Here is an 18,369-nt window from a genome sequence, read left to right as displayed (position 1 = left end):
CAGAACAAGGATTCCCCATGACTGATCTGCACAAGCACCGTTCGCGCACGGTCACCGAAGGCATTACGCGCACCCCGCACCGCGCTTTCCTGCGCGCCACCGGCCTTGACGACGAGGCCATCGACAAGCCGTTTGTCGCCATCGTCGATACGTTCGGCGAGAACACGCCCTGCTCCATGTCGCTCGGCCAAATCTCCGATAACGTGCGGCTTGGCGTCGCGGCGGGCGGCGGCGTACCGATTCGCGGGTCCGCGATCTCGGTCTCCGACGGCACGTCGATGAACCACTCCGGCATGCGTTTCTCGCTGGTCTCGCGCGAGACCATTGCCGATAGCGTGGAGTTGTTCGTACGCGCGCACTGCTACGACGCGCTCGTGGGCGTGGCCGGTTGCGACAAGACGCTGCCCGGCATTCTGATGGGCATGGTGCGAGTGAACGTGCCCGGCGTCTTTCTCTTTGGCGGCGCCATGCTGCCGGGCGTCGCGCCGGATGGCACGCAGGCCACCATTCTCACCGCCATCGAAGCGGTGGGCGCGGCGCAGCGTGGCGATATGTCGCTCGATACTCTGCGCGGCATCGAGAAACGCTGCACGCCGACTGCCGGATCGTGTCCGGGGCAATTCACGGCAAACACCATGGCGATGGTTGCGGAAGTGCTGGGACTTGCGCCGCTGGGCTCGGCGATGGTGCCAGCCGTGTACAGCGAGCGCATCGCCATCGCCCGCCGCGCGGGTGAAAACGTCATGCGCGCGCTGCGCAACGGCGGACCGCTGCCCCGCGATCTGGTCACGCGCAAGAGCCTCGAAAACGCCTGTGCTGCCGTGGCGGCCACCGGCGGCTCGACCAACGCGATGCTGCACATCCCGGCCATCGCCCATGAGGCGGGCATTTCATTCACGCTCGACGACGTCTCCGAAGTGCTGGCGCGCACGCCCCTCATCGGCGACATGCAGCCGGGCGGGCGCTATCTGGCCGTTGACCTGCATCACGTGGGCGGCGTGCCGGCCGTGCTGAACGCACTGCTGGCCGGTGGCCACATTCACGGCGACACGCTCACGCAAAGCGGCGAGACGCTCGAAGCCGCACTGCGCGCCTTCCCCGGCCCCGACGGGCGCGTGGTCAAGCCGCATACGGAACCGCTCTCACCCAATGCGGGACTGGTGGTGCTGCGCGGCAATCTCGCACCGGACGGCGCCGCACTCAAGACCGCCGGGCTCAAACAGTTGGTGTTCTCGGGCACGGCGCGCGTTTTCGAAACGGAAGAAGACTGCATGGCCGTGGTCGCGGCGGGCACCTATCGCGAAGGCGACGTGCTGGTGATTCGTAACGAAGGCCCGAAGGGCGGCCCCGGCATGCGCGAGATGCTTAGCGTGACGGCGGCCATCTACGGGCAAGGCATGGGCGAAAAGGTAGCGTTGCTCACCGACGGCCGCTTCTCGGGGGCCACGCGAGGCATGTGCATTGGCTATGTCGGCCCAGAGGCGGCCGCTGGCGGGCCGATTCGTCTGCTGCGCGATGGCGACCGCATCCACATCGACGCGATCAAGGGTAAGCTCGACGTCGAACTCTCCGACGACGAACTCGCCGCACGGGCTGCGAGTACCAAGCCATTCGTGCGCGGCCGCCTCGGCGGCGTGCTCGAAAAGTACGAAGCGCTGGTGCGTCCGGCCAAGCTCGGTGCTGTCACGCACTCGGGTGCGGTCGAATGGCCCTACGAAGCGTCGATTGGGGAGACGCCAACCAACGCCAAGGAATAACGCATGGAATCGAAGCATCCCCTACGAGTCGGGTTCTGCGGCATCGGCCGCATGGGCGAGCCGATGGTGCAACGGCTGCTGGCCGCTGGGCACGACGTCGCGATCTGGAACCGGTCGGCCGCCAAGCTGACCGCGCTAACCACTGCGGGCGCGCGCGCCAGCGACACCCCGCAGGCGCTCGGCGAGCAGGTCGACATCGCTCTGCTGTGTCTAGGCGATGGCAAGGCGGTGGAAGACGTGGTGTTTGGCGAGCACGGGCTCGTGCACGCTGCCAAGCCCCCGCGCTATCTCGTCGATCACTCCACGCTGTCGCCCGCGCTCACGCGTTCGTTGGCGGCACGGTGGACAGAAGCGACGGGCAACGTCTGGATCGATGCGCCTGTCTCAGGCGGCACCGGGGGTGCAGAAGCCGGCACGCTGGCGGTGATGGCCGGTGGTGCGGCAGATCACGTGGACGCCGTGACGCCGACGTTGCGGGCGTTCTCGGCACGGGTGACGCGCATGGGCGATGTGGGTGCGGGGCAAACCACCAAGCTCGCCAATCAGGCCATCGTTGCCACCACGCTGGCCGGGCTCGCCGAAGCGTTCGTGCTCGCCAAGCGCAACGGTATCGATACGGGCGCAGTGCCGTCGGCCCTGTTCGGCGGCTGGGCCGACTCGGTGCTGATGCAAACGCTCTGGCCGCGCATGGTCACGCCGCCCGATCACGCGACCGGCACGGTCCGGGTCATACTCAAAGACCTCGATGCGATTGCCGAACTGGCCGAAACAAGTGCGACCGTGCAACGGGTCATTCCCGAAGTGCGCCGTCTGTTGCAAGACGCTGCCGATCGCGGCATGGCCGATGCCGATCTCTCACAGATTTTCCGAATCGGAGAGGAAGAGAGTGAAGCGGAGAATCACCCAGAGGGTCAGCGCGGGAACTGATGAAAAAAGAACCGCCGCGCTGATTCGGATGACTTCGAATCAGCGCGGCGGTTCGGTCTTACTGCGCAGTGCTACCGGCGTAGCGCTGCGGCTTTAGCTGCTTACTTCGCCTCAACGTTGGCAAAGTATTGACGGCCGAACGGGCTGACCTGATAGCCCGTCACCCCGGCGCGCGTGATCACTGCGGCGTTCGGATGGGCCAGCGGAATCCACAGCGCATCGTCCTTGATCACCTTCTGTGCCGCCTGATACTTGACCGTACGGGCGGCGATATCGTGCGTGCGCTTGCCGTCCGCAATCAGCTTGTCCAGATTGCTGTCGCAGAAGCGTGCGAAGTTCGTGCCCGACGTCACTGCGGCGCAGCTGAATTGCGGCGTCAGGAAGTTGTCCGGGTCGCCGTTGTCGCCCGACCAGCCCATGAACAGCAGGTCGTGCTCGCCAGCCTTGCCGCGACGAATCAACTCGCCCCACTCCACCGTACGAATCTGCGCGCGCACGCCGATCTTCGCCAGATCGGCCTGCAACATCTCTGCGCCGACCTTCGGATTCGGGTTGAGCAGACTGCCGCTCGGACGCGTCCAGATCGTCGTATCGAAGCCGTTCGGGAAACCGGCATCGGCCAGCAGCTTCTTCGCCTTCTCGATGCTGTGCGGATAGTCGGCGACGTTCTTCGCGTAGCTCCACGTGTTCGGCGGATACACATTCACCGCCGGCGTCGCCGTGCCTTCAAAGACCTGTTTCACATAGCTCGACTTGTCGAACGCCATGTTCAGTGCCTGACGCACGCGCTTGTCGTCGAGCGGCTTGTGCTGCGTATTGATCGCGACGAACGCCGTCATGAACGCCGGCGTTTCCACCACTTTCAGCGCCTTGTCGCTGCGGGCCGCCTGCACATCGAGCGGCTTCGGCGACAGCGCAATCTGGCACTCACCGACCTTCACCTTCTGCGCGCGCACGGCGGCGTCCGGCACGATCGTGTAGATCAACTGATCGGATGCCGGCTTGCCCGCGAAGTACGCCTTGTTCGCATCGAAGCGCACGATGGCGTCTTTCTGATAGCTGCGGAAAACGAACGGCCCCGTGCCGATCGGGCGGGCATTCAGATCGTCCGTCTTGTTCGTCGCGACCAGCTTGTCGGCGTATTCAGCCGAATAGATCGACGCGAAGCCCATCGACAGCATCGACAGGAACGTGGCGTCGGGCTCCGACAGCGTGAAGCGCACCGTGTCGGCATCGACCTTCTGCACCGACTTGATCAACTTGGGCAGCGACAACGATTGTGCGTGCGGGAAACCCGACGGCGTGAGCTTGTGCCACGGCGCGTCCGGGTTGAGCATGCGGTCGAACGTGAACACCACGTCGTCGGCGTTGAGCGGACGCGTCGGCTTGAAGTCCGCGTTGCTATGGAAGGCGACGTTCGGGCGCAGCGTGAACGTGTAGGTGAGGCCATCGGGGCTCACCTCCCACTTCGTCGCAAGACTCGGCACCACCTTGGCTTGTGCGGCATCGAATTCGACGAGGCGGTTGAACACCGTATCGGCCGACGCGTTGGTCGTGGTGAGCGAGTTGTATCGCACCACGTCGAAGCCTTCAGGGCTGGCTTCAGTACAGACCGTGAGCGCTTTTGCGTGAGCTGCCAGCGGAATCAGCGGCAGGGAAAGAACCGTTAGGACAGCAGCGAGCGTATGACGATAGCGACGACGCATGAGCTTCTTCTCCAGGAAGTCGATGACGGGATGGCACAACAACGGGGCAGAATAGCGCAAATTCCCCGGGGCTGCCGATGCCGCCCCCGTCACCACGACCACCGTCGCGCGCCGCGCCGCGCACCGAAACCACGGTCAAGCGATCGAATCGCCGGCCAACGCTCAGTTCTGCCAACCAAAACCGCGCATGCGATGCACGATCGTGTCGCGTGCGGCCACCACCGTCAGGCGCGAGCCGACCGAGATGTCGTAGAGATAGCGCGTGCGGCCTGCGTAGGGCACGCTCACGTAAGGGTGCGCAAGCAGCGGCACGTTGGCCCCCGAGGCGAGTGAGTCGCCCTCGCCTGCCAGTCGCGCCAGACACAGGCGATGGGCCGCGTCGCGCGCTACGGCGAAGGGGTCTTGTGCTATCGACACGTCACTGTCTTCCGCGATCTCCGCAACCGCCCCGACGGGTGCGTGCGCGGCGAGGGCGAGCGGCCCATGACCGAGGGCGACAAACAGCCAGAGGCCGGCGTGAGCCATATCGATCCACACCTTGCCGTGCGGGCTGTCGCATTCGAAGGAAGAGACACCGGGCGTCGCAGCGGGAACCGGGGCATCGGCGGGCGCGCAACGAAACCAGCGGCCGAAGATCCAGCGCAGGGCGATGCGTTCCGACATGAAGCGGTGGCGCATTTGGGTGCGGGGCAAACGGCGGGCGAGCGCGTGTTCGGCGGGCGACAGCCACGTTGCGCCGTCGTCTGGCCCGCCGACGGCGGCACCGGTGGCACCGAACGGTCGGCCGGCGAGCAAAAAGCGCCAGAGCCAGAGTTCGTCGCCTTCACATTGCGGCGATTGCCTATTGGCGGGGCCCATTTCCCCGTCGATTGCGTCGCTACTGGCAAGCGCCCGGTGGCGAGCGCCGCCGGACACCTTGCGCGCGCCTTGTCCGAACTGGCCAAGCGGCACGTAGGTAAGTGCGGGAGAGGGAATCGACAGCACGCGTGGCGTGAGATCGACGGTACGTTTCAACATGAGCATTTGCGACCTCCGCGGGCGAGGTCTCCGATGACGGCCAGAGAGGCGTCACGTCATCGTCGGCCATTCATTAGGTTGATTCTGAAAACGGTAATGAGAATCATTATCAAATAATAGCACGTGCGTCCACGCGATGCAGGTCACAAAACCCTCAAAAACGATAGGAAACGCCCCAGATAAATGTCATGCCCCGGCGTCAACGCATTTCAATGGGGAGGCAAGGCGGGGGAGGTTTGACCGGAAGCACCACGGTGAGCCGATGGTTTCGGTGGAAGCCCCGGAAGTGGTGAAGCGGATAGACCGGAGCCCCTTCCCGAGGCGAGTTGAACTTGTCTGAGCAGCGGGAAGGGGCTTCGGTCTGTCCGGGAGGGAGGTGTTGGGGCAGCTAAGCGACCAGCGGCCAGCGCCCAGACGATCAAGCGCTGGCAGGCAGCGGCGGCCGGTAGCCGAGCGCGTGACTGGCGGCGAGTGCTTCGCGGCGAACCGCTTCCCCGATGGGGCTATCGAGGCGTGGGTCGAACCCGCCGGTGGCGCCCAGTGCCGTGATCACGCCCACGAGGCGGCCATCGTAATTGAATACGGGCGCGGCCAGCGCGCTGATACCGGTCAGGTTCGTATCGCGAACACTGGCCCCTTGTGCCGTACGCACCGATTGGCGCAGCGTACCGATCGGATCGACCGGATCGAGTTGAGCGCGATGTTCCGGCGTTGCGTTGGCGAGTTCGGCCTCGGCCATCGCGAGCACTTGGGGATCGTCCAGCAGGCCGAGGAACACGCGACCGGCGGCCGACCAGAGGACCGACATCACCGAGCCGATGCGCACGTTGATCGTCACCGGCAGCCCGGGTTCTTCGAAGCGCACGATCGTCGGGCCCTTGTTCCCCATCACCGCGATGAAGCACGTGACTTCGAACGACTCGCGCAGCCGGACCAATGCCGGTTCCGCCGCACGCACCGGATCGGCCTGCCGCATCGCGGCCACACCGATCAGCATCGCTTCGAGGCCGAGATGGTAGTGCTGAGAATCCGTGTCCTGCGCGACGAGGCCCTCTTCCACCAGACTCATCAGATACCGGTGCACCTTGGCGGGACTTTGCTGCACATACTGCGCCAGCACTGTGAGACTCGCGCGCCCGCCCAGTCTGGCGAGGCCCTTGAGCACCACCATGCCGGTCTCGGCAGATTGCACGCGTTGGCGCCGGCCGCGTTCGCGCGGGGCGTCGCTGTCGGCGTCCGCAGCACCGGAAGCGGCGGAAAGCGTGGCCGCGCTACGCGGTCGGCCGGCGGTGGGTCGTTTGTTTGTTGTCATCGGCGAAATTTTATGACGCAATGCCGCGTCGTCCGACGTCATGAGACGTAGAGGTTAACCCCAGTCTACTTATTTACGCAATGCGTATTATATTTACGCTTAACAGATTTACAGAATGCGAACGTCCGTCTGCCGACGAAAAGGTGACGTAAGAGAACGTATCGCATCGAGCTGAGGAGACGTCCCCGCCTTGCGCGAGTACCGTAGGTACCGTAATGACGATGATGGCTAAGCCGTGTGTCATGTGGGCCGAACCGGCGACGCTCCTCTACACTTGTTTGATTGCGTGTGACGTCGCAGGCCGTAAGTTGGCGGCGCCGCACCAGACCCAGAGAGCGTGACCGGATGAGCCAAAGCACTTCCCCCGATACAGAAGCTAAAGAAGCCGCGCGTGCTGCCGGTTGCCCGTTCCATCAGGCACCAGCGGCCACCGTCGCACCGAACGGCTGCCCCATCAGTGCCCGCGCCGCGGAGTTCGATCCGTTCGAAGACGGCTATCAGCAAGACCCGCCCGAGTACGTGCGCTGGGCGCGCGATCAGGAGCCGGTGTTCTACAGCCCCAAGCTCGGTTACTGGGTGGTCACGCGCTATGACGACATCAAGGCCATCTTCCGCGACAACCTGACCTTCAGCCCGTCGATTGCGCTGGAGAAGATCACGCCGACCGGGCCCGAAGCCAACGCCGTGCTCGCGTCGTACGGTTTCGCGCTCAACCGCACCCTCGTGAACGAAGACGAGCCCGCGCACATGCCGCGCCGTCGCGTGCTGATGGAGCCGTTCACGCCGGAGCATCTCAAACATCACGAGCCGCTCGTGCGCCAACTGGCCCGCGAGTATGTCGATCGCTTCATCGACGACGGCCGTGCCGACCTCGTCGACCAGATGCTGTGGGAAGTGCCGCTGACCGTCGCCCTGCACTTCCTCGGCGTGCCTGAAGAAGACATGGACAAGCTGCGCGAGTATTCCATCGCGCACACCGTCAACACGTGGGGGCGCCCGAAGCCCGAAGAGCAGGTCGCCGTCGCGCATGCCGTGGGTAACTTCTGGCAACTCGCCGGCAAGATTCTCGACAAGATGCGCCAGCAGCCGGACGGCCCGGGCTGGATGCAATACGGCATTCGCAAGCAGAAGGATTACCCCGAAGTCGTCACCGACTCCTACCTGCATTCCATGATGATGGCGGGTATCGTCGCCGCCCACGAAACCACGGCCAACGCCACCGCCAACGCGATGAAGCTGCTGTTGCAGCATCCGGACGTCTGGCGCGAAATCTGCGAAGACCCGTCGCTGATTCCTAATGCGGTAGAAGAATGCCTGCGCCACAACGGCTCCGTGGCCGCGTGGCGCCGTCTGGCGACCAAGGACGTCACGATCGGCGGCATCGACATCGCGGCGGGTTCCAAGCTGCTCATCGTCACGTCGTCGGCCAATCACGACGAAGGCCACTTCGCCGACGCCGATCTGTTCGACATTCGCCGCGAGAACGCGAGCGATCAGCTCACCTTCGGCTACGGTTCGCACCAGTGCATGGGCAAGAACCTCGCGCGCATGGAAATGCAGATCTTCCTCGAGGAGTTCACGCGCCGTCTGCCGCACATGAAGCTGGCCGAACAGCAGTTCTCGTATGTGCCGAACACGTCGTTCCGTGGCCCCGAGCACGTGTGGGTCGAGTGGAATCCGGCGATGAACCCGGAGCGCACCGACCCGTCTGTACTGACGAACCACTCGCCGGTGCGCATTGGCGAGCCGTCGGGTCATAGCGTGACGCGTCTGGTCGTGGTCGAGTCCGTGACGCCGGTCGCCGAAGGCATCGTGAAGCTGCGTCTGGTCGCCCCCGACGGCCGTGCCATGCCGCGCTGGGCCCCGGGGTCGCACATCGATATCGAGTGCGGCGATACGGGCCTGTCGCGTCAATACTCACTGTGTAGCGACCCGGCTGACGCGGGTGCATTCGAGATCGCCGTGCTTCACGAGCCGGAAGGCCGTGGCGGTTCGAACTGGGTACACACTCGGCTGCAAACCGGCGACCGCCTGCGCATTCGCGGCCCGCGCAATCACTTCCGTCTGGACGAAACCACGCCGCGCGCCATCTTTGTCGCCGGGGGCATCGGCGTGACGCCGATCGCCGCGATGGCACGTCGTGCGAAGGCGCTGGGCATCGATTACGAGATTCACTACAGCGGCCGCAGCCGCCGCACCATGGCGCTCGTCGACGAGCTTCAGGCACAGCACGGCGAACGTCTGCATCTGTGGGTGAAGGACGAAGGCCAGCGCGCCGATTACGCTACGTTGCTCGCGACGCCGCGCGCCGACACGCAGGTTTATGCCTGCGGCCCGGTTCGCATGCTCGACGGTCTGGCCGAATGCTGCGCGCATTGGCCGGAAGACACCCTGCGCGTCGAACACTTCCAGTCGCAACTGGGCACGCTCGATCCGGAGAAGGAACAGGCGTTCGAAGTCACGCTGAAAGATTCGGGCATTACGGTGATGGTGCCGGCCGACCAGACGCTGCTGACTGCGCTGCGTGCCGCCAACATCGACGTGCAGAGCGACTGCGAAGAAGGCCTGTGCGGCTCGTGCGAAGTGCAGGTGCTCGAGGGCGATGTCGACCACCGCGACGTGGTGCTCACCCGCGCAGAGCGCGACGCGAACACGAAGATGATGTCGTGCTGCTCGCGCGCCTGCGGGAAGAAGCTGGTGCTGGCGCTGTAACAAAGACCACGCAGGTCTCGGGCACGCCCAGCGGCACTATTGCTGGGCGCGCTGCGGCACTGGGGCCGATACCGGCACCGGTACCGAAACTGGGGCCGCCGTGGCAGCCGGCGTCGCGGCAAGCACCGGACTTTCCTTTTGCGCCTTGGCGCTCGGCTTCGGCAAATACCGGCGCACCATCCAGGCAATGATCCAGACGCCCAGCAACAAGCCGATCACCGTGAAAAAGCTTGCGCCGCGTGTCAGATTCACCGCGCACTCGATGGCATCCAGTCGACAGACCCGCCCCGGCGAAACCAGCAGCACCAGAAAGAGCGGCAACGCCACCAGCAGCACCATACAGATTCGCACCCAAAAATCGGCGCGCTCACGGGTGCCGCACAGATCCGTGAGCACTCTGCCAAGCACTGGACCAAGGTACCGGGTCACCAACAACCCGCTTGTCATGGGAATCACCAGAGATAAGGCGAAGAAAAGCATCGATTGCATTTCACACCTCCTACAGTAGTTTCTGTATTGACAGAAATAATGAAGTAAAAAAATGCGGACGACCCTCTGATGTTTCGCCCGCCGGTCTAGCTACCTCTCTGCTTTACGACTTCTTGCGCCGCACCGTGCGGCTGATCTTTGCACCCACGCCCAGCGTCTTCATCAATGTCTCGGGCTTGAGCCGCAGCATCTCGTCCGACCACGTCGTGAGTGTTTCGAGAAAGTCCAGCGTATCGCGCATGCGCTGCTCGGTTTCCCGGCTTTCTGCCGACATCTCGGGACTCATCAGCGTGTCGCGCAACATCGTCAGCGTGGGATCGATTTCGCGTTGGCGCCGCCCTTCCACGATCAGCTTGAACAGCTCCCAGATGTCGGTCGATGTCTCGAAATGTTCGCGGCGATCGCCCAGCACGTGCACCGTGCGTACGAGCCGCCACGACTGAAGCTCCTTGATGCTCGTGCTCACGTTGGAGCGCGCCACCTGAAGCGTGTCGGTGATTTCGTCCGCAGGCACGGGGCGTCCGGCCAGATAAAGCAACGCATGAATCTGCGCTACGGTCCGGTTGACGCCCCAGCGCGAACCCATCTCGCCCCAGTGCAGAATGAATCGTTCAGTGATTGGTGTGAGTTCCATGCACTCAAATCTAGACATTACGGAAATTTCTGTCAAGACAGAAATTTCATCTTGACGACGGCGCTGTTGCCGCCTAATTTCGTTAATGACAGAAATGAATGAAACAGGAGCGTTTGCAATGAGTACCACAGCACTGACGGTGTACTTCGACGGCAACTGTCCGATCTGTATGCGGGAAATCAGGCAACTGCGCGCCAGAGACCGGGCAGAGAGATTGGCGTTCGTGGATATTTCTGCACCGGCATTCGACCCCTCGCCGCTCGGCGTGAGTCTTTCAGCGCTCAATGCGCAGATGCATGCGTGGAACGCCGACGGCGAGTGCCTGATCGGTATCGATGCCATCTTCGCCGCCTACACGCTGACCGGACGCGGCTGGCTGGTGGCACCGCTGCGGGCACCTGCCCTGCGGCCGGCGGCGCGCGCGTTGTACCGCCTGTTTGCGCGCAACCGCGTTCGTGTCTCCCGCTGGCTCGGGGTGCGCACCGACCCCGATTGCGTCGATGGCGCCTGCGCGGCCAAGGTCTATAGCGACCCGCGCCGTAAGCCTTGAGCCCCTTGAGCCTTGAGTCGTAAGCCGCCTGCGTCGGCGGCGTCATACCACGATCAGCGCACCGTCACGCCGCCTCGCGCTTGCCCGGCAACATCAGCAACATCGACACCAATGCCAGCAGCGCAAAGCCGCACATGACTGTCGCCAGCGGTCGCGGCGAGCCGTCGTTGAGCACGCCAAGCAGCGCGCCGGCGGCAAAACCGAAACCGTATTGCACACTGCCGACCAGCGCGGCCGCTGCGCCCGCGCGCGTCGGATGATTCGCCATCGCCCCGGCCACCGAATTCGCAGTAATGATGCCGCGCAGCGACATGAACAGGAACAACAGCGCCACCATCAACGGCAGGATCGCGATGCCCAGCCACGCCGTCGCACACAACACCGACGTCACCACCGCGCAACCGATGATGCCGGCGCGCATCAGACGATAAGACCCGATCTGCCCGACGCGGCGCGAGTTGAACATCGTCATCGAAGCCATGCCCACGATGTTGATGCCGAACAGCACACCAAAGAATTGCGGCGACACGTGGAAGTACTCCATGTACACCAGCGGCGTGCCGGTGATGTACGTGAACGACGCGCCGAACACCGCACCACCCGCCACCATGTAGCCGACAAAATGCTTGTCGCGCAGCAGATGCCAATACGACATGACAATGGCACGCGGGCCGCCCACCGTGCGCGCATGCACCGCGCCGGTTTCCGGCAAACGCCACAACGCCAGCATGGCCACCACGCCAAACGCTGCCAGAATTCCGAAGATCACCCGCCACGTCGTAAAGCGCAGCAACTGGCCGCCCAGCAGCGGCGCCACAATCGGGGCCACGCTCATCACCAGCAACATGATCGAAAACGCGCGGGCGCTATTTCGCGCGCCGTACACATCGCGCACGATCGCCTGCGCAATCACCGGCATCGCGCAGCCGCCGAGCGCCTGCACGAAACGCCACATCATCATGTGGTCGATGGTGTCGGAAAACGCGCAGCCTATGCTGCCGAAGATATAGAGCGCGATGCCTGCCGCCATTGGCCAGCGCCGCCCGAAGCGATCCGCCAGCGGCCCCCACAGCAGTTGTCCGAAGGCAAACCCCAGAAAGAAATACGAGAGCGTGAGCTGCGCGGCGGCTGCACTCGCACCAAGCTCGTGGCGCATCGTCACCAGCCCCGGCAGATACATATCCGTCGACGCCGGGGCAATCATCATGAACAAGCCAAGAATGCCCAGCAAAACACGCTCGGTCGGCAAGGCGGGAGAGAGTTCGGACGTCTGTGTCATTTTTCGTTCTAGTTATCACGTACTGATAGCGTGCTCGAGATGCCGTGCAAAAAGCACAACGCCCGCCATGATACCGCTGGCGGGCGTTGAACCACGTTACCTTACGCTCGATTTCAGGCGCATGGACACGGCAGAAAAACCATCACGACTTAGCTCGCCGTCGCGGCGCGCAGCTTGCCGCCATCGCCGCGTTGCATGCGGGCAATCGCCAGCACGCCGATGAGCGAGATGCACGCCGGCACGGCTGCCGCCAGGAACAGCGACGACGACGACCATTGCAGGTGCATCAGCGCGCCGCCCAGCACCGGGCCCAGCACCGAGCCGATGCGGCCAACGCCGAGGCTCCAGCCGATACCGGTCGAGCGCAGCGACGTCGGGTAGTACGTCGCGGCCAAGGCGTTGAGCGCCGGCTGACCGCCGATGATCGAGAAGCCCGCGAAGAAGATCGCCGCGAACACCGCCACCATCGACACCATCACCGCCGGATTGCCGATCGCCGCCGTCGCCGCAATCGCGATCAGGAACGTGACGGCCAGCACACTCGTGAAGCCCACGCGGTCGATCACGCGGCCCAGCAGCAAGGTGCCGATCACGCCGCCCGTCCACAACGCCGTACCGGCCATGACCGCCACCTGCGTCGAATAACCGGCGTCGCGAATCACCGTCGGCAGCCAGTTCGACAGGAAGTACATGTCGAGCAGGTTGGCGAAGTTGATGACCCACAGCAGCAGCGTCATGCGCGCGCGGCCATCCTTGAACAATTCGATGAACGGCACGCCCTTGGCCTTCTGCTCGTCGAGCACGAAGGGGGCATCAGCCGGCAGGTTCGCCGACGGTGCCACGCGCTGCAATTGCTTGCGAATGCGCGCCGCGTCGCTCTTCTTGAACATCAGAAACTGAATCGACTCCGGCAGCGAGGCCCACATCAGGAAGCCGAGCACCAGCGGAATCGCGCCACCGATGAAGAACACCGCGCGCCAGCCCAGACTCGGGATGATCGCCGCCGTGATCAGGCCGCCAACCACGCCACCGAGCGTAAAGCCGCACGACACCATCATCATCAGCGAGACGCGAATGCGGCGCGGGCTGTATTCGCCGGCCAATGCCATCGCGTTCGGCATGATGCAACCCAGCCCCAGACCCGCCGCAAAACGCCACACGACCAGTTCGGTAATCGAATTGGCAAAGCCCGTGACGATCATGCACACGGCGAAGAACAGCGTGGCGCCGATCAACACCGGACGGCGGCCGAGCTTATCAGCCAGCGCCGAGAACGTGAGCGAGCCCACCAGCATGCCGAACAACCCGGCGCCAAACACCGGCGAGAGGGTTTCCTTCGCAATGCCCCACTCGCGAATCACCACCGGGGCCACGTAGCCCATCGCCTGCACGTCGAAGCCATCGACCACCAGACACATGGCGCACAACGCAATCACCCACCACTGATAGCCACCCAGACGGCTCTCGTCGATCAGCGCGCCGACATTCACTTCTGCTGCTTTCATCCTGTCTCCAAACGTTCTTGTCACTGCGTCCCGGTCGATACGCCGGCTGGTGTTGTCTCTGCCGTGCGCCGGGCACCTCGCTGCGCCGGTAGGCGGGCGAAGCATTTCATGCGTCGGGTCGAAGGACGGGCACGGCAAATCCTCACACGCATGAAATTACGCTTTGCGGAAGTTTATATCGCCGAACGTAATCCTATGCTTGGTGTTAACACTTAGATTTACTTAGATTCACTTAGATTCTCATGACAAATGGCGAACGGATTCCCCGGCGGCCAAGCCGTCGGGGAATCCGTGAAAGCGACTGAATTAGCGGGAGAAGACGCGCTCAGCGCGCGACGAGATTGGGGCTGTCGGGATTGGCGTAGCCGGAGACGAAGCTGCGGCGGGTGCCGTCCGGCAAATACACGGCGCGTTCCACCCGGCCGATGTCGGCGCCATAGACGTGGATGCTGATCGATACGCGGTCATCGAAGGCGTTGCGCACCTGATGGATGTCGCCGAGCGAGGGGGAGACGGCTTCGACGGTGCCGGGTGAGAGCCGGACCGGGTCACCGGCCGACACCAGTTGCCCGTCGGCAGCATGCGAGAACGGCAGCGAATCTTCGGCACCGCGCAGCATGCCGATCAGCCCCCAGACCGTGTGGTCGTGTACGGGCGTCGATTGCCCCGGCCCCCAGACAAAGCTCACCACACTGAAGCGGGCCTGCGGGTCGACATAGAGCCGGTATTGCGTGTAGCGCGCCGGATCGGGCTGCGTGTACTCCTCGGGCAGCCACGTATCGTCGGCGATCAACGCCGCTAACGCGGCACGCCCCTCGGCCACGATCGTGGCCTCATCGGGCTGGCGATCGACCAACGCCGTCATGGTGGCGACGAACGTCTGCAAAGGCGCAAGTGCATCGGCACGTTTCACCGACGCTGACGCAGGTTCGCCGGAGATCGGTGCGACGGCAGCGTGATTGCCCCACTTTCTGGCACTGGAAGACATCAGGTACCTCTCCTCGAAGACGGTCGATGGCAGCGCGTTACCCGCGCTTTGTGGTTTTTCTCCATCCCCCGCGCAGGAAATGGCTCAGGCGACGCGCGTGAGAGGTATATCAGGCGTGGTATTGCGGGTTTGGCGTCCCAAAAAGCGACGAATTGTCGCAGTTGTGGTTTTTCTACATATTTTTTCGTCGCAGGTTTACCCGTTCAGGGATTTCCCTGATATAGTTGCACCTGTCTCCTCCACCTCCTCCTGGTGGATTTCACGGCCAGCAACGCGCTGGCCGTTTTTTTTGCCTGTTGCTTTCGAACAGGTGCAACCCGCGCCGTGTTCTTGACCGGCGAGTTGCGGGAAGTTGGTAAGACGTTGTTGTGACGTTTCGTGACGTTGTCGAGACGTTAACGGATCGTAATGCAAACGCCGTTCAATTACGTGGCGCTGGCCCACGGTGCGGCGATTTCCTGCGTTACACTCCTCGCCATGAAAATCGCTCCACTCGCCGCTTTGCTCTGTGTCCTGCCGCTCGCCGGTTGCTACGTCGTGCAATATCCGGGCGGGGCGCTGACATTCTCGCAAGATCCCACCGCGCCGCAAGCGCTGCGTGCGGCACCCGGTTCAGCCGGTGCTGTCACCGATGTGTCCACGGCACCCGTGCCGACGCCGAGTGTTTCGACGGCACCGGTGCAAGCGCAACCTGCCGCGAGCGTAAGCATGCCGCCGCCACCGCCGGGGAAATCCGCGCATCAGGCGTACCCGAATGGCTCGCCGGTACCGCCGGACTATCGCCCGGGCAATGGGGTGACGCCGCCTGCCTATCCGAATGGTTCGCCGGTACCGCCGGATTACCGGCCGTCGCCGCAGCGCGCGCCCGTGTATCCGAACGGTTCGCCCGTGCCGCCTGATTATGTGCCGCCGCAGTCGTCGCAGATGCCGTCGAACGCGCCGGTGTATTCGGCCTACCCCGCGGCCTACCCCACGGCATACCCGGCCTATGCGGCGTATCCGACTTACGCGGCCTATCCCGCCTATGCGGCCTATCCGGCATTCCCGGACTATGCGCCGTTCTACCCGGGCTTCGCCCCGTCGCCATGGGCCAGCAACGTATCGCTCTCATTCTCGTGGGGGCGTGGCTGGGGAGGCGGCTGGGGTGGCCACTGGGGCGGTGGCTGCTGCCGGCGCTGGCGCTAAACGCGCCAGCTGGCAATCAATGCTTTGATGCGGTCAATGTGTGACCGGATGCTCACGAGCGACGCGATCTTCGATGCGTCGCTCGATGCGTTTACGGATTTGTTCGGCAGCCAGCGACGCATCGCTGGCTTCAATGCTCGAATACTCGCACCGGCCGATGTAGTTCCCGTCTGAGTAAGCGTCGACAGCACCGTCAAAGCGGTCGTCGGCGCGCGGCGTGACCGCGCCCTCAAGGTCGAACGGCACGCCGGGAGCGGTGTCGCTCACGTAATGCCAAGAAAAACGAAAAGATTTATCCATATGTCCCCCATCTGCAAATCGACAGCTGTGGCGTCGCGAGACCATTGCTGCTTTTTTGGAGAATCCTAACATGCGAACAAATCATGGTGCATCACGGGAAAAAAAAGCGGCCCGCCAGATCGGCGAGCCGGATAGTCCGTGGAGGTCGGGGGCACATCAGGACCACGGTGATTTCAATCTAGCGCCGAACGCGTGTCGTTATTCTCGGTAATTCGCCCGATATAACGAAAATAATCATTACCCATTTTGGCGGGGCATTTCTCTCACCACCGGAGCACCGCCACAAATCGTTCACAGAAACACACGCGAAGAAAACCCAATCGATGCCGCAGGCCGATTTAAGCGACTGTCTCGGCGTCGTCTGCCATCGCTTTCATCAGTGCCTCGGGCGACGGCAATTCATCGTCTGGAACGGCTTTACCGAAAAGCCACCCCTGCCCTACCGCTTCAGGACAATGCGCCAGCATATAAAGGGCCTGCGCACGCGTTTCCACGCCCTCCACGATCACCCCCACGTTCAACAGCGCCGCCATCTTGCAGATCTGATCGACAATCGCGCTGCCCACCGTATCGGCGCCAATCGCCTGCGTGAACATGCGGTCGATCTTCAGCGCATCGACATGGAGCGTCGACAGGTAAGCCAGATTCGAAAAGCCAGTGCCGAAATCGTCGATATGAATCTGATAACCGTCGGCGCGTAACCGGTCCAGCGCATCCCCCAGCCGTTTCATGCTGTCGGTGGAACGCTCCGTAATCTCGAGTGCAATTTGTGTTCGCGGCACGCGCAATGACGCCGCAATGTGATTCAAAAACGTGTGAAACGTCGTGTCCACGACATCTTCGGCGGCGAGATTAATACTGATGTGAAATTCCGGATCGGCCAGCGCGCGCCCATGCATATCGATGAGCGCCCGCCGCGCGACTTGCCGCGTTACCAATCCGATCACGCCACGCCGCTCGGCAATCGGAATAAACATTTCAGGAGAGATCGGTTTGCCGGCGCTGTCGTTGAGTCGGGCCAGCGCCTCTACGCCGATCATCTTGCGATCGCGCAGGCGCACCAGCGGCTGATACACCACCGTAATACCCCCGGTCTCTGCGGCGTGTTGCGTCACCCAGTCCACCGACATCCGGTAGCGTTTGCGCGAGCGCCATGAGAGGCCGACGGCGCCGCCCAGCGCCGCGCCGATGCCGAACGCCATCGCCAGACCGATCGGGTTATGCAGAATGCTCGACGACGTGTAGACCGCCGACGCGCAGACATCCACCGCATTCGAACACGTCGAATAATGACGGACCGGGCCGATGTCGAACCACCGCGATGTCACCCCGAGTTCGACCTGACGTTGATCGTCGAACAGGCCGGCGCGCCAGAACTGAAACCGCTTGTCGTCGGTGGAGGCGATCGAGGCAAACCCGCGGTCGGGAGTGCCGAGTCGCGGTGGCAGCACTGGCGAGCTGAACACCACGATGTCGCCCCAGCCGACCGCATCGACCTGTACCCCGGGCGTGATCACGCCGGTGATCGTGTGCCAGAGCTTCACGCCGTTGCGTGTTTCGTGGTCGGGCGGGGGAAGCGTGGGGTTCTTGTCGAGCCGGCCGACCATGGCCGTACAGAGCAGCTTCGCGTCGTGGACGCGTCCGATATCGTGAAAATAAGGGCTGCGCATCGCAACGCGGCGCAGGCCGAGGATATCGTCGTCGGTACAGGGAACGTCGGTGTTCTGGGGGGCTTGAAACAGGGCATTACGGCGCGAGATCGAGGCATCGTTCATGTAGCCCATGATGTCGCGCACGAACAGCCGCAGACGAAAATCGTCGACCCGCGTCTGAACCACTTGTGCGGCGGCCAGCATGACGATCACGCCTGCGATGGCACCGAGGAGGACGGGCAGCCAACGGGTCAACCTTCGGAGAGTGCGCATGGCAGTGGGAGTCCCCATAGGGCCCCGGATCCCGACGGGGCATGGTCGCAGTGTAGCCTACCTGTTCCACCGCAAGTTGCCGG

At 63.5% G+C, this 18,369-nt stretch carries 15 protein-coding genes; 5 read left to right on the top strand and 10 right to left on the bottom strand.

What is annotated here, in order from left to right; genetic code table 11:
- Positions 1-17 precede the first annotated feature (17 nt).
- Both ilvD and PIN31009_RS16910 read left to right on the top strand, forming a co-directional pair.
- A complete protein-coding gene (gene ilvD / locus PIN31009_RS16915; protein WP_150791045.1) occupies positions 18-1,757 on the top strand; it encodes a dihydroxy-acid dehydratase in 1,740 nt (579 codons plus the stop codon).
- A gap of 3 nt (positions 1,758-1,760) precedes the next feature.
- Entirely contained in the window at positions 1,761-2,684 is a 924-nt protein-coding gene (locus PIN31009_RS16910; RefSeq protein WP_150791044.1) for an NAD(P)-dependent oxidoreductase, read from the top strand.
- Between the two features lie 101 nt (positions 2,685-2,785).
- Here PIN31009_RS16910 and PIN31009_RS16905 read toward each other — a convergent pair whose 3' ends face one another.
- The 3 genes from PIN31009_RS16905 to PIN31009_RS16895 all read right to left on the bottom strand — a co-directional run bounded on the left by PIN31009_RS16905 (position 2,786) and on the right by PIN31009_RS16895 (position 6,578).
- Entirely contained in the window at positions 2,786-4,390 is a 1,605-nt protein-coding gene (locus PIN31009_RS16905) for an ABC transporter substrate-binding protein (RefSeq protein ID WP_150791043.1), read from the bottom strand.
- 162 nt (positions 4,391-4,552) lie between these two features.
- Entirely contained in the window at positions 4,553-5,413 is an 861-nt protein-coding gene (locus tag PIN31009_RS16900; RefSeq protein WP_150791042.1) for a 4'-phosphopantetheinyl transferase family protein, read from the bottom strand.
- Between the two features lie 412 nt (positions 5,414-5,825).
- Positions 5,826-6,578 carry an IclR family transcriptional regulator gene (locus tag PIN31009_RS16895; protein ID WP_371328733.1) on the bottom strand — a complete coding sequence of 251 codons (753 nt, stop codon included), beginning with the start codon at positions 6,576-6,578 and terminating at the stop codon, positions 5,826-5,828.
- A gap of 486 nt (positions 6,579-7,064) precedes the next feature.
- Between PIN31009_RS16895 and PIN31009_RS16890 the strand changes: the two genes are divergently transcribed.
- Positions 7,065-9,431 (top strand): cytochrome P450/oxidoreductase, encoded by a 2,367-nt coding sequence (locus PIN31009_RS16890; RefSeq protein ID WP_150791041.1) that lies wholly within the window; start codon positions 7,065-7,067, stop codon positions 9,429-9,431.
- A gap of 36 nt (positions 9,432-9,467) precedes the next feature.
- On the opposite strand, the gene PIN31009_RS16885 is transcribed toward PIN31009_RS16890, so the two are convergent.
- Together PIN31009_RS16885 and PIN31009_RS16880 are read right to left on the bottom strand one after the other, a co-directional pair.
- The gene (locus tag PIN31009_RS16885; RefSeq protein ID WP_150791040.1) at positions 9,468-9,920 is read right to left on the bottom strand and encodes a hypothetical protein; all 453 of its coding nucleotides are present in this window, start codon (positions 9,918-9,920) and stop codon (positions 9,468-9,470) included.
- A 103-nt stretch (positions 9,921-10,023) separates the two neighbouring features.
- On the bottom strand, positions 10,024-10,554 hold the full coding sequence (locus PIN31009_RS16880) for a GbsR/MarR family transcriptional regulator (RefSeq protein ID WP_058378005.1): 531 nt from the start codon (positions 10,552-10,554) through the stop codon (positions 10,024-10,026).
- 118 nt (positions 10,555-10,672) lie between these two features.
- Between PIN31009_RS16880 and PIN31009_RS16875 the strand changes: the two genes are divergently transcribed.
- Positions 10,673-11,104 carry a thiol-disulfide oxidoreductase DCC family protein gene (locus PIN31009_RS16875; protein WP_150791039.1) on the top strand — a complete coding sequence of 144 codons (432 nt, stop codon included), beginning with the start codon at positions 10,673-10,675 and terminating at the stop codon, positions 11,102-11,104.
- 64 nt (positions 11,105-11,168) lie between these two features.
- On the opposite strand, the gene PIN31009_RS16870 is transcribed toward PIN31009_RS16875, so the two are convergent.
- From PIN31009_RS16870 to PIN31009_RS16860, 3 genes are all read right to left on the bottom strand, one after another.
- Positions 11,169-12,383 carry a multidrug effflux MFS transporter gene (locus PIN31009_RS16870; RefSeq protein ID WP_150684684.1) on the bottom strand — a complete coding sequence of 405 codons (1,215 nt, stop codon included), beginning with the start codon at positions 12,381-12,383 and terminating at the stop codon, positions 11,169-11,171.
- A gap of 149 nt (positions 12,384-12,532) precedes the next feature.
- Positions 12,533-13,888: an MFS transporter gene (locus PIN31009_RS16865; RefSeq protein WP_150791038.1), complete on the bottom strand. Its 1,356-nt coding sequence runs from the start codon at positions 13,886-13,888 to the stop codon at positions 12,533-12,535.
- A 325-nt stretch (positions 13,889-14,213) separates the two neighbouring features.
- On the bottom strand, positions 14,214-14,753 hold the full coding sequence (locus PIN31009_RS16860) for a cysteine dioxygenase family protein (protein WP_246185732.1): 540 nt from the start codon (positions 14,751-14,753) through the stop codon (positions 14,214-14,216).
- Positions 14,754-15,353: 600 nt separating this feature from the next.
- Between PIN31009_RS16860 and PIN31009_RS16855 the strand changes: the two genes are divergently transcribed.
- Positions 15,354-16,061, top strand: coding sequence for a hypothetical protein (locus PIN31009_RS16855; RefSeq protein ID WP_150791036.1), 708 nt, complete (start codon positions 15,354-15,356; stop codon positions 16,059-16,061).
- Positions 16,062-16,094: 33 nt separating this feature from the next.
- Here the strand turns inward: PIN31009_RS16855 and PIN31009_RS16850 are convergent, their stop codons facing one another.
- Positions 16,095-16,433, bottom strand: a complete 339-nt coding sequence (locus tag PIN31009_RS16850; protein ID WP_150791035.1) for a hypothetical protein — start codon at positions 16,431-16,433, stop codon at positions 16,095-16,097.
- Positions 16,434-16,699: 266 nt separating this feature from the next.
- Positions 16,700-18,286: an EAL domain-containing protein gene (locus PIN31009_RS16845; protein ID WP_174997234.1), complete on the bottom strand. Its 1,587-nt coding sequence runs from the start codon at positions 18,284-18,286 to the stop codon at positions 16,700-16,702.
- Positions 18,287-18,369: the final 83 nt, after the last annotated feature.

The sequence above is a fragment of the Pandoraea iniqua genome (assembly GCF_902459685.1).
Classification (GTDB): domain Bacteria; phylum Pseudomonadota; class Gammaproteobacteria; order Burkholderiales; family Burkholderiaceae; genus Pandoraea; species Pandoraea iniqua.
Note: the sequence above shows the minus strand (reverse complement) of the source record. Positions and strands in the feature narration are given on the sequence as shown.

What these genes read in the sequence shown, in the direction of transcription:
- PIN31009_RS16855 (WP_150791036.1), top strand. Translation starts at nt 15,354, where the DNA reads ATGAAAATCGCTCCACTCGCCGCTTTGCTCTGTGTCCTGCCGCTCGCC.
- PIN31009_RS16885 (WP_150791040.1), bottom strand. Translation starts at nt 9,920, where the DNA reads ATGCAATCGATGCTTTTCTTCGCCTTATCTCTGGTGATTCCCATGACA.
- PIN31009_RS16875 (WP_150791039.1), top strand. Translation starts at nt 10,673, where the DNA reads ATGAGTACCACAGCACTGACGGTGTACTTCGACGGCAACTGTCCGATC.
- PIN31009_RS16850 (WP_150791035.1), bottom strand. Translation starts at nt 16,433, where the DNA reads ATGTTAGGATTCTCCAAAAAAGCAGCAATGGTCTCGCGACGCCACAGC.
- PIN31009_RS16890 (WP_150791041.1), top strand. Translation starts at nt 7,065, where the DNA reads ATGAGCCAAAGCACTTCCCCCGATACAGAAGCTAAAGAAGCCGCGCGT.
- PIN31009_RS16910 (WP_150791044.1), top strand. Translation starts at nt 1,761, where the DNA reads ATGGAATCGAAGCATCCCCTACGAGTCGGGTTCTGCGGCATCGGCCGC.
- PIN31009_RS16900 (WP_150791042.1), bottom strand. Translation starts at nt 5,413, where the DNA reads ATGCTCATGTTGAAACGTACCGTCGATCTCACGCCACGCGTGCTGTCG.
- PIN31009_RS16860 (WP_246185732.1), bottom strand. Translation starts at nt 14,753, where the DNA reads ATGACGGCGTTGGTCGATCGCCAGCCCGATGAGGCCACGATCGTGGCC.
- PIN31009_RS16870 (WP_150684684.1), bottom strand. Translation starts at nt 12,383, where the DNA reads ATGACACAGACGTCCGAACTCTCTCCCGCCTTGCCGACCGAGCGTGTT.
- PIN31009_RS16895 (WP_371328733.1), bottom strand. Translation starts at nt 6,578, where the DNA reads ATGGTGGTGCTCAAGGGCCTCGCCAGACTGGGCGGGCGCGCGAGTCTC.
- PIN31009_RS16905 (WP_150791043.1), bottom strand. Translation starts at nt 4,390, where the DNA reads ATGCGTCGTCGCTATCGTCATACGCTCGCTGCTGTCCTAACGGTTCTT.
- ilvD (WP_150791045.1), top strand. Translation starts at nt 18, where the DNA reads ATGACTGATCTGCACAAGCACCGTTCGCGCACGGTCACCGAAGGCATT.
- PIN31009_RS16845 (WP_174997234.1), bottom strand. Translation starts at nt 18,286, where the DNA reads ATGCGCACTCTCCGAAGGTTGACCCGTTGGCTGCCCGTCCTCCTCGGT.
- PIN31009_RS16865 (WP_150791038.1), bottom strand. Translation starts at nt 13,888, where the DNA reads ATGAAAGCAGCAGAAGTGAATGTCGGCGCGCTGATCGACGAGAGCCGT.
- PIN31009_RS16880 (WP_058378005.1), bottom strand. Translation starts at nt 10,554, where the DNA reads ATGGAACTCACACCAATCACTGAACGATTCATTCTGCACTGGGGCGAG.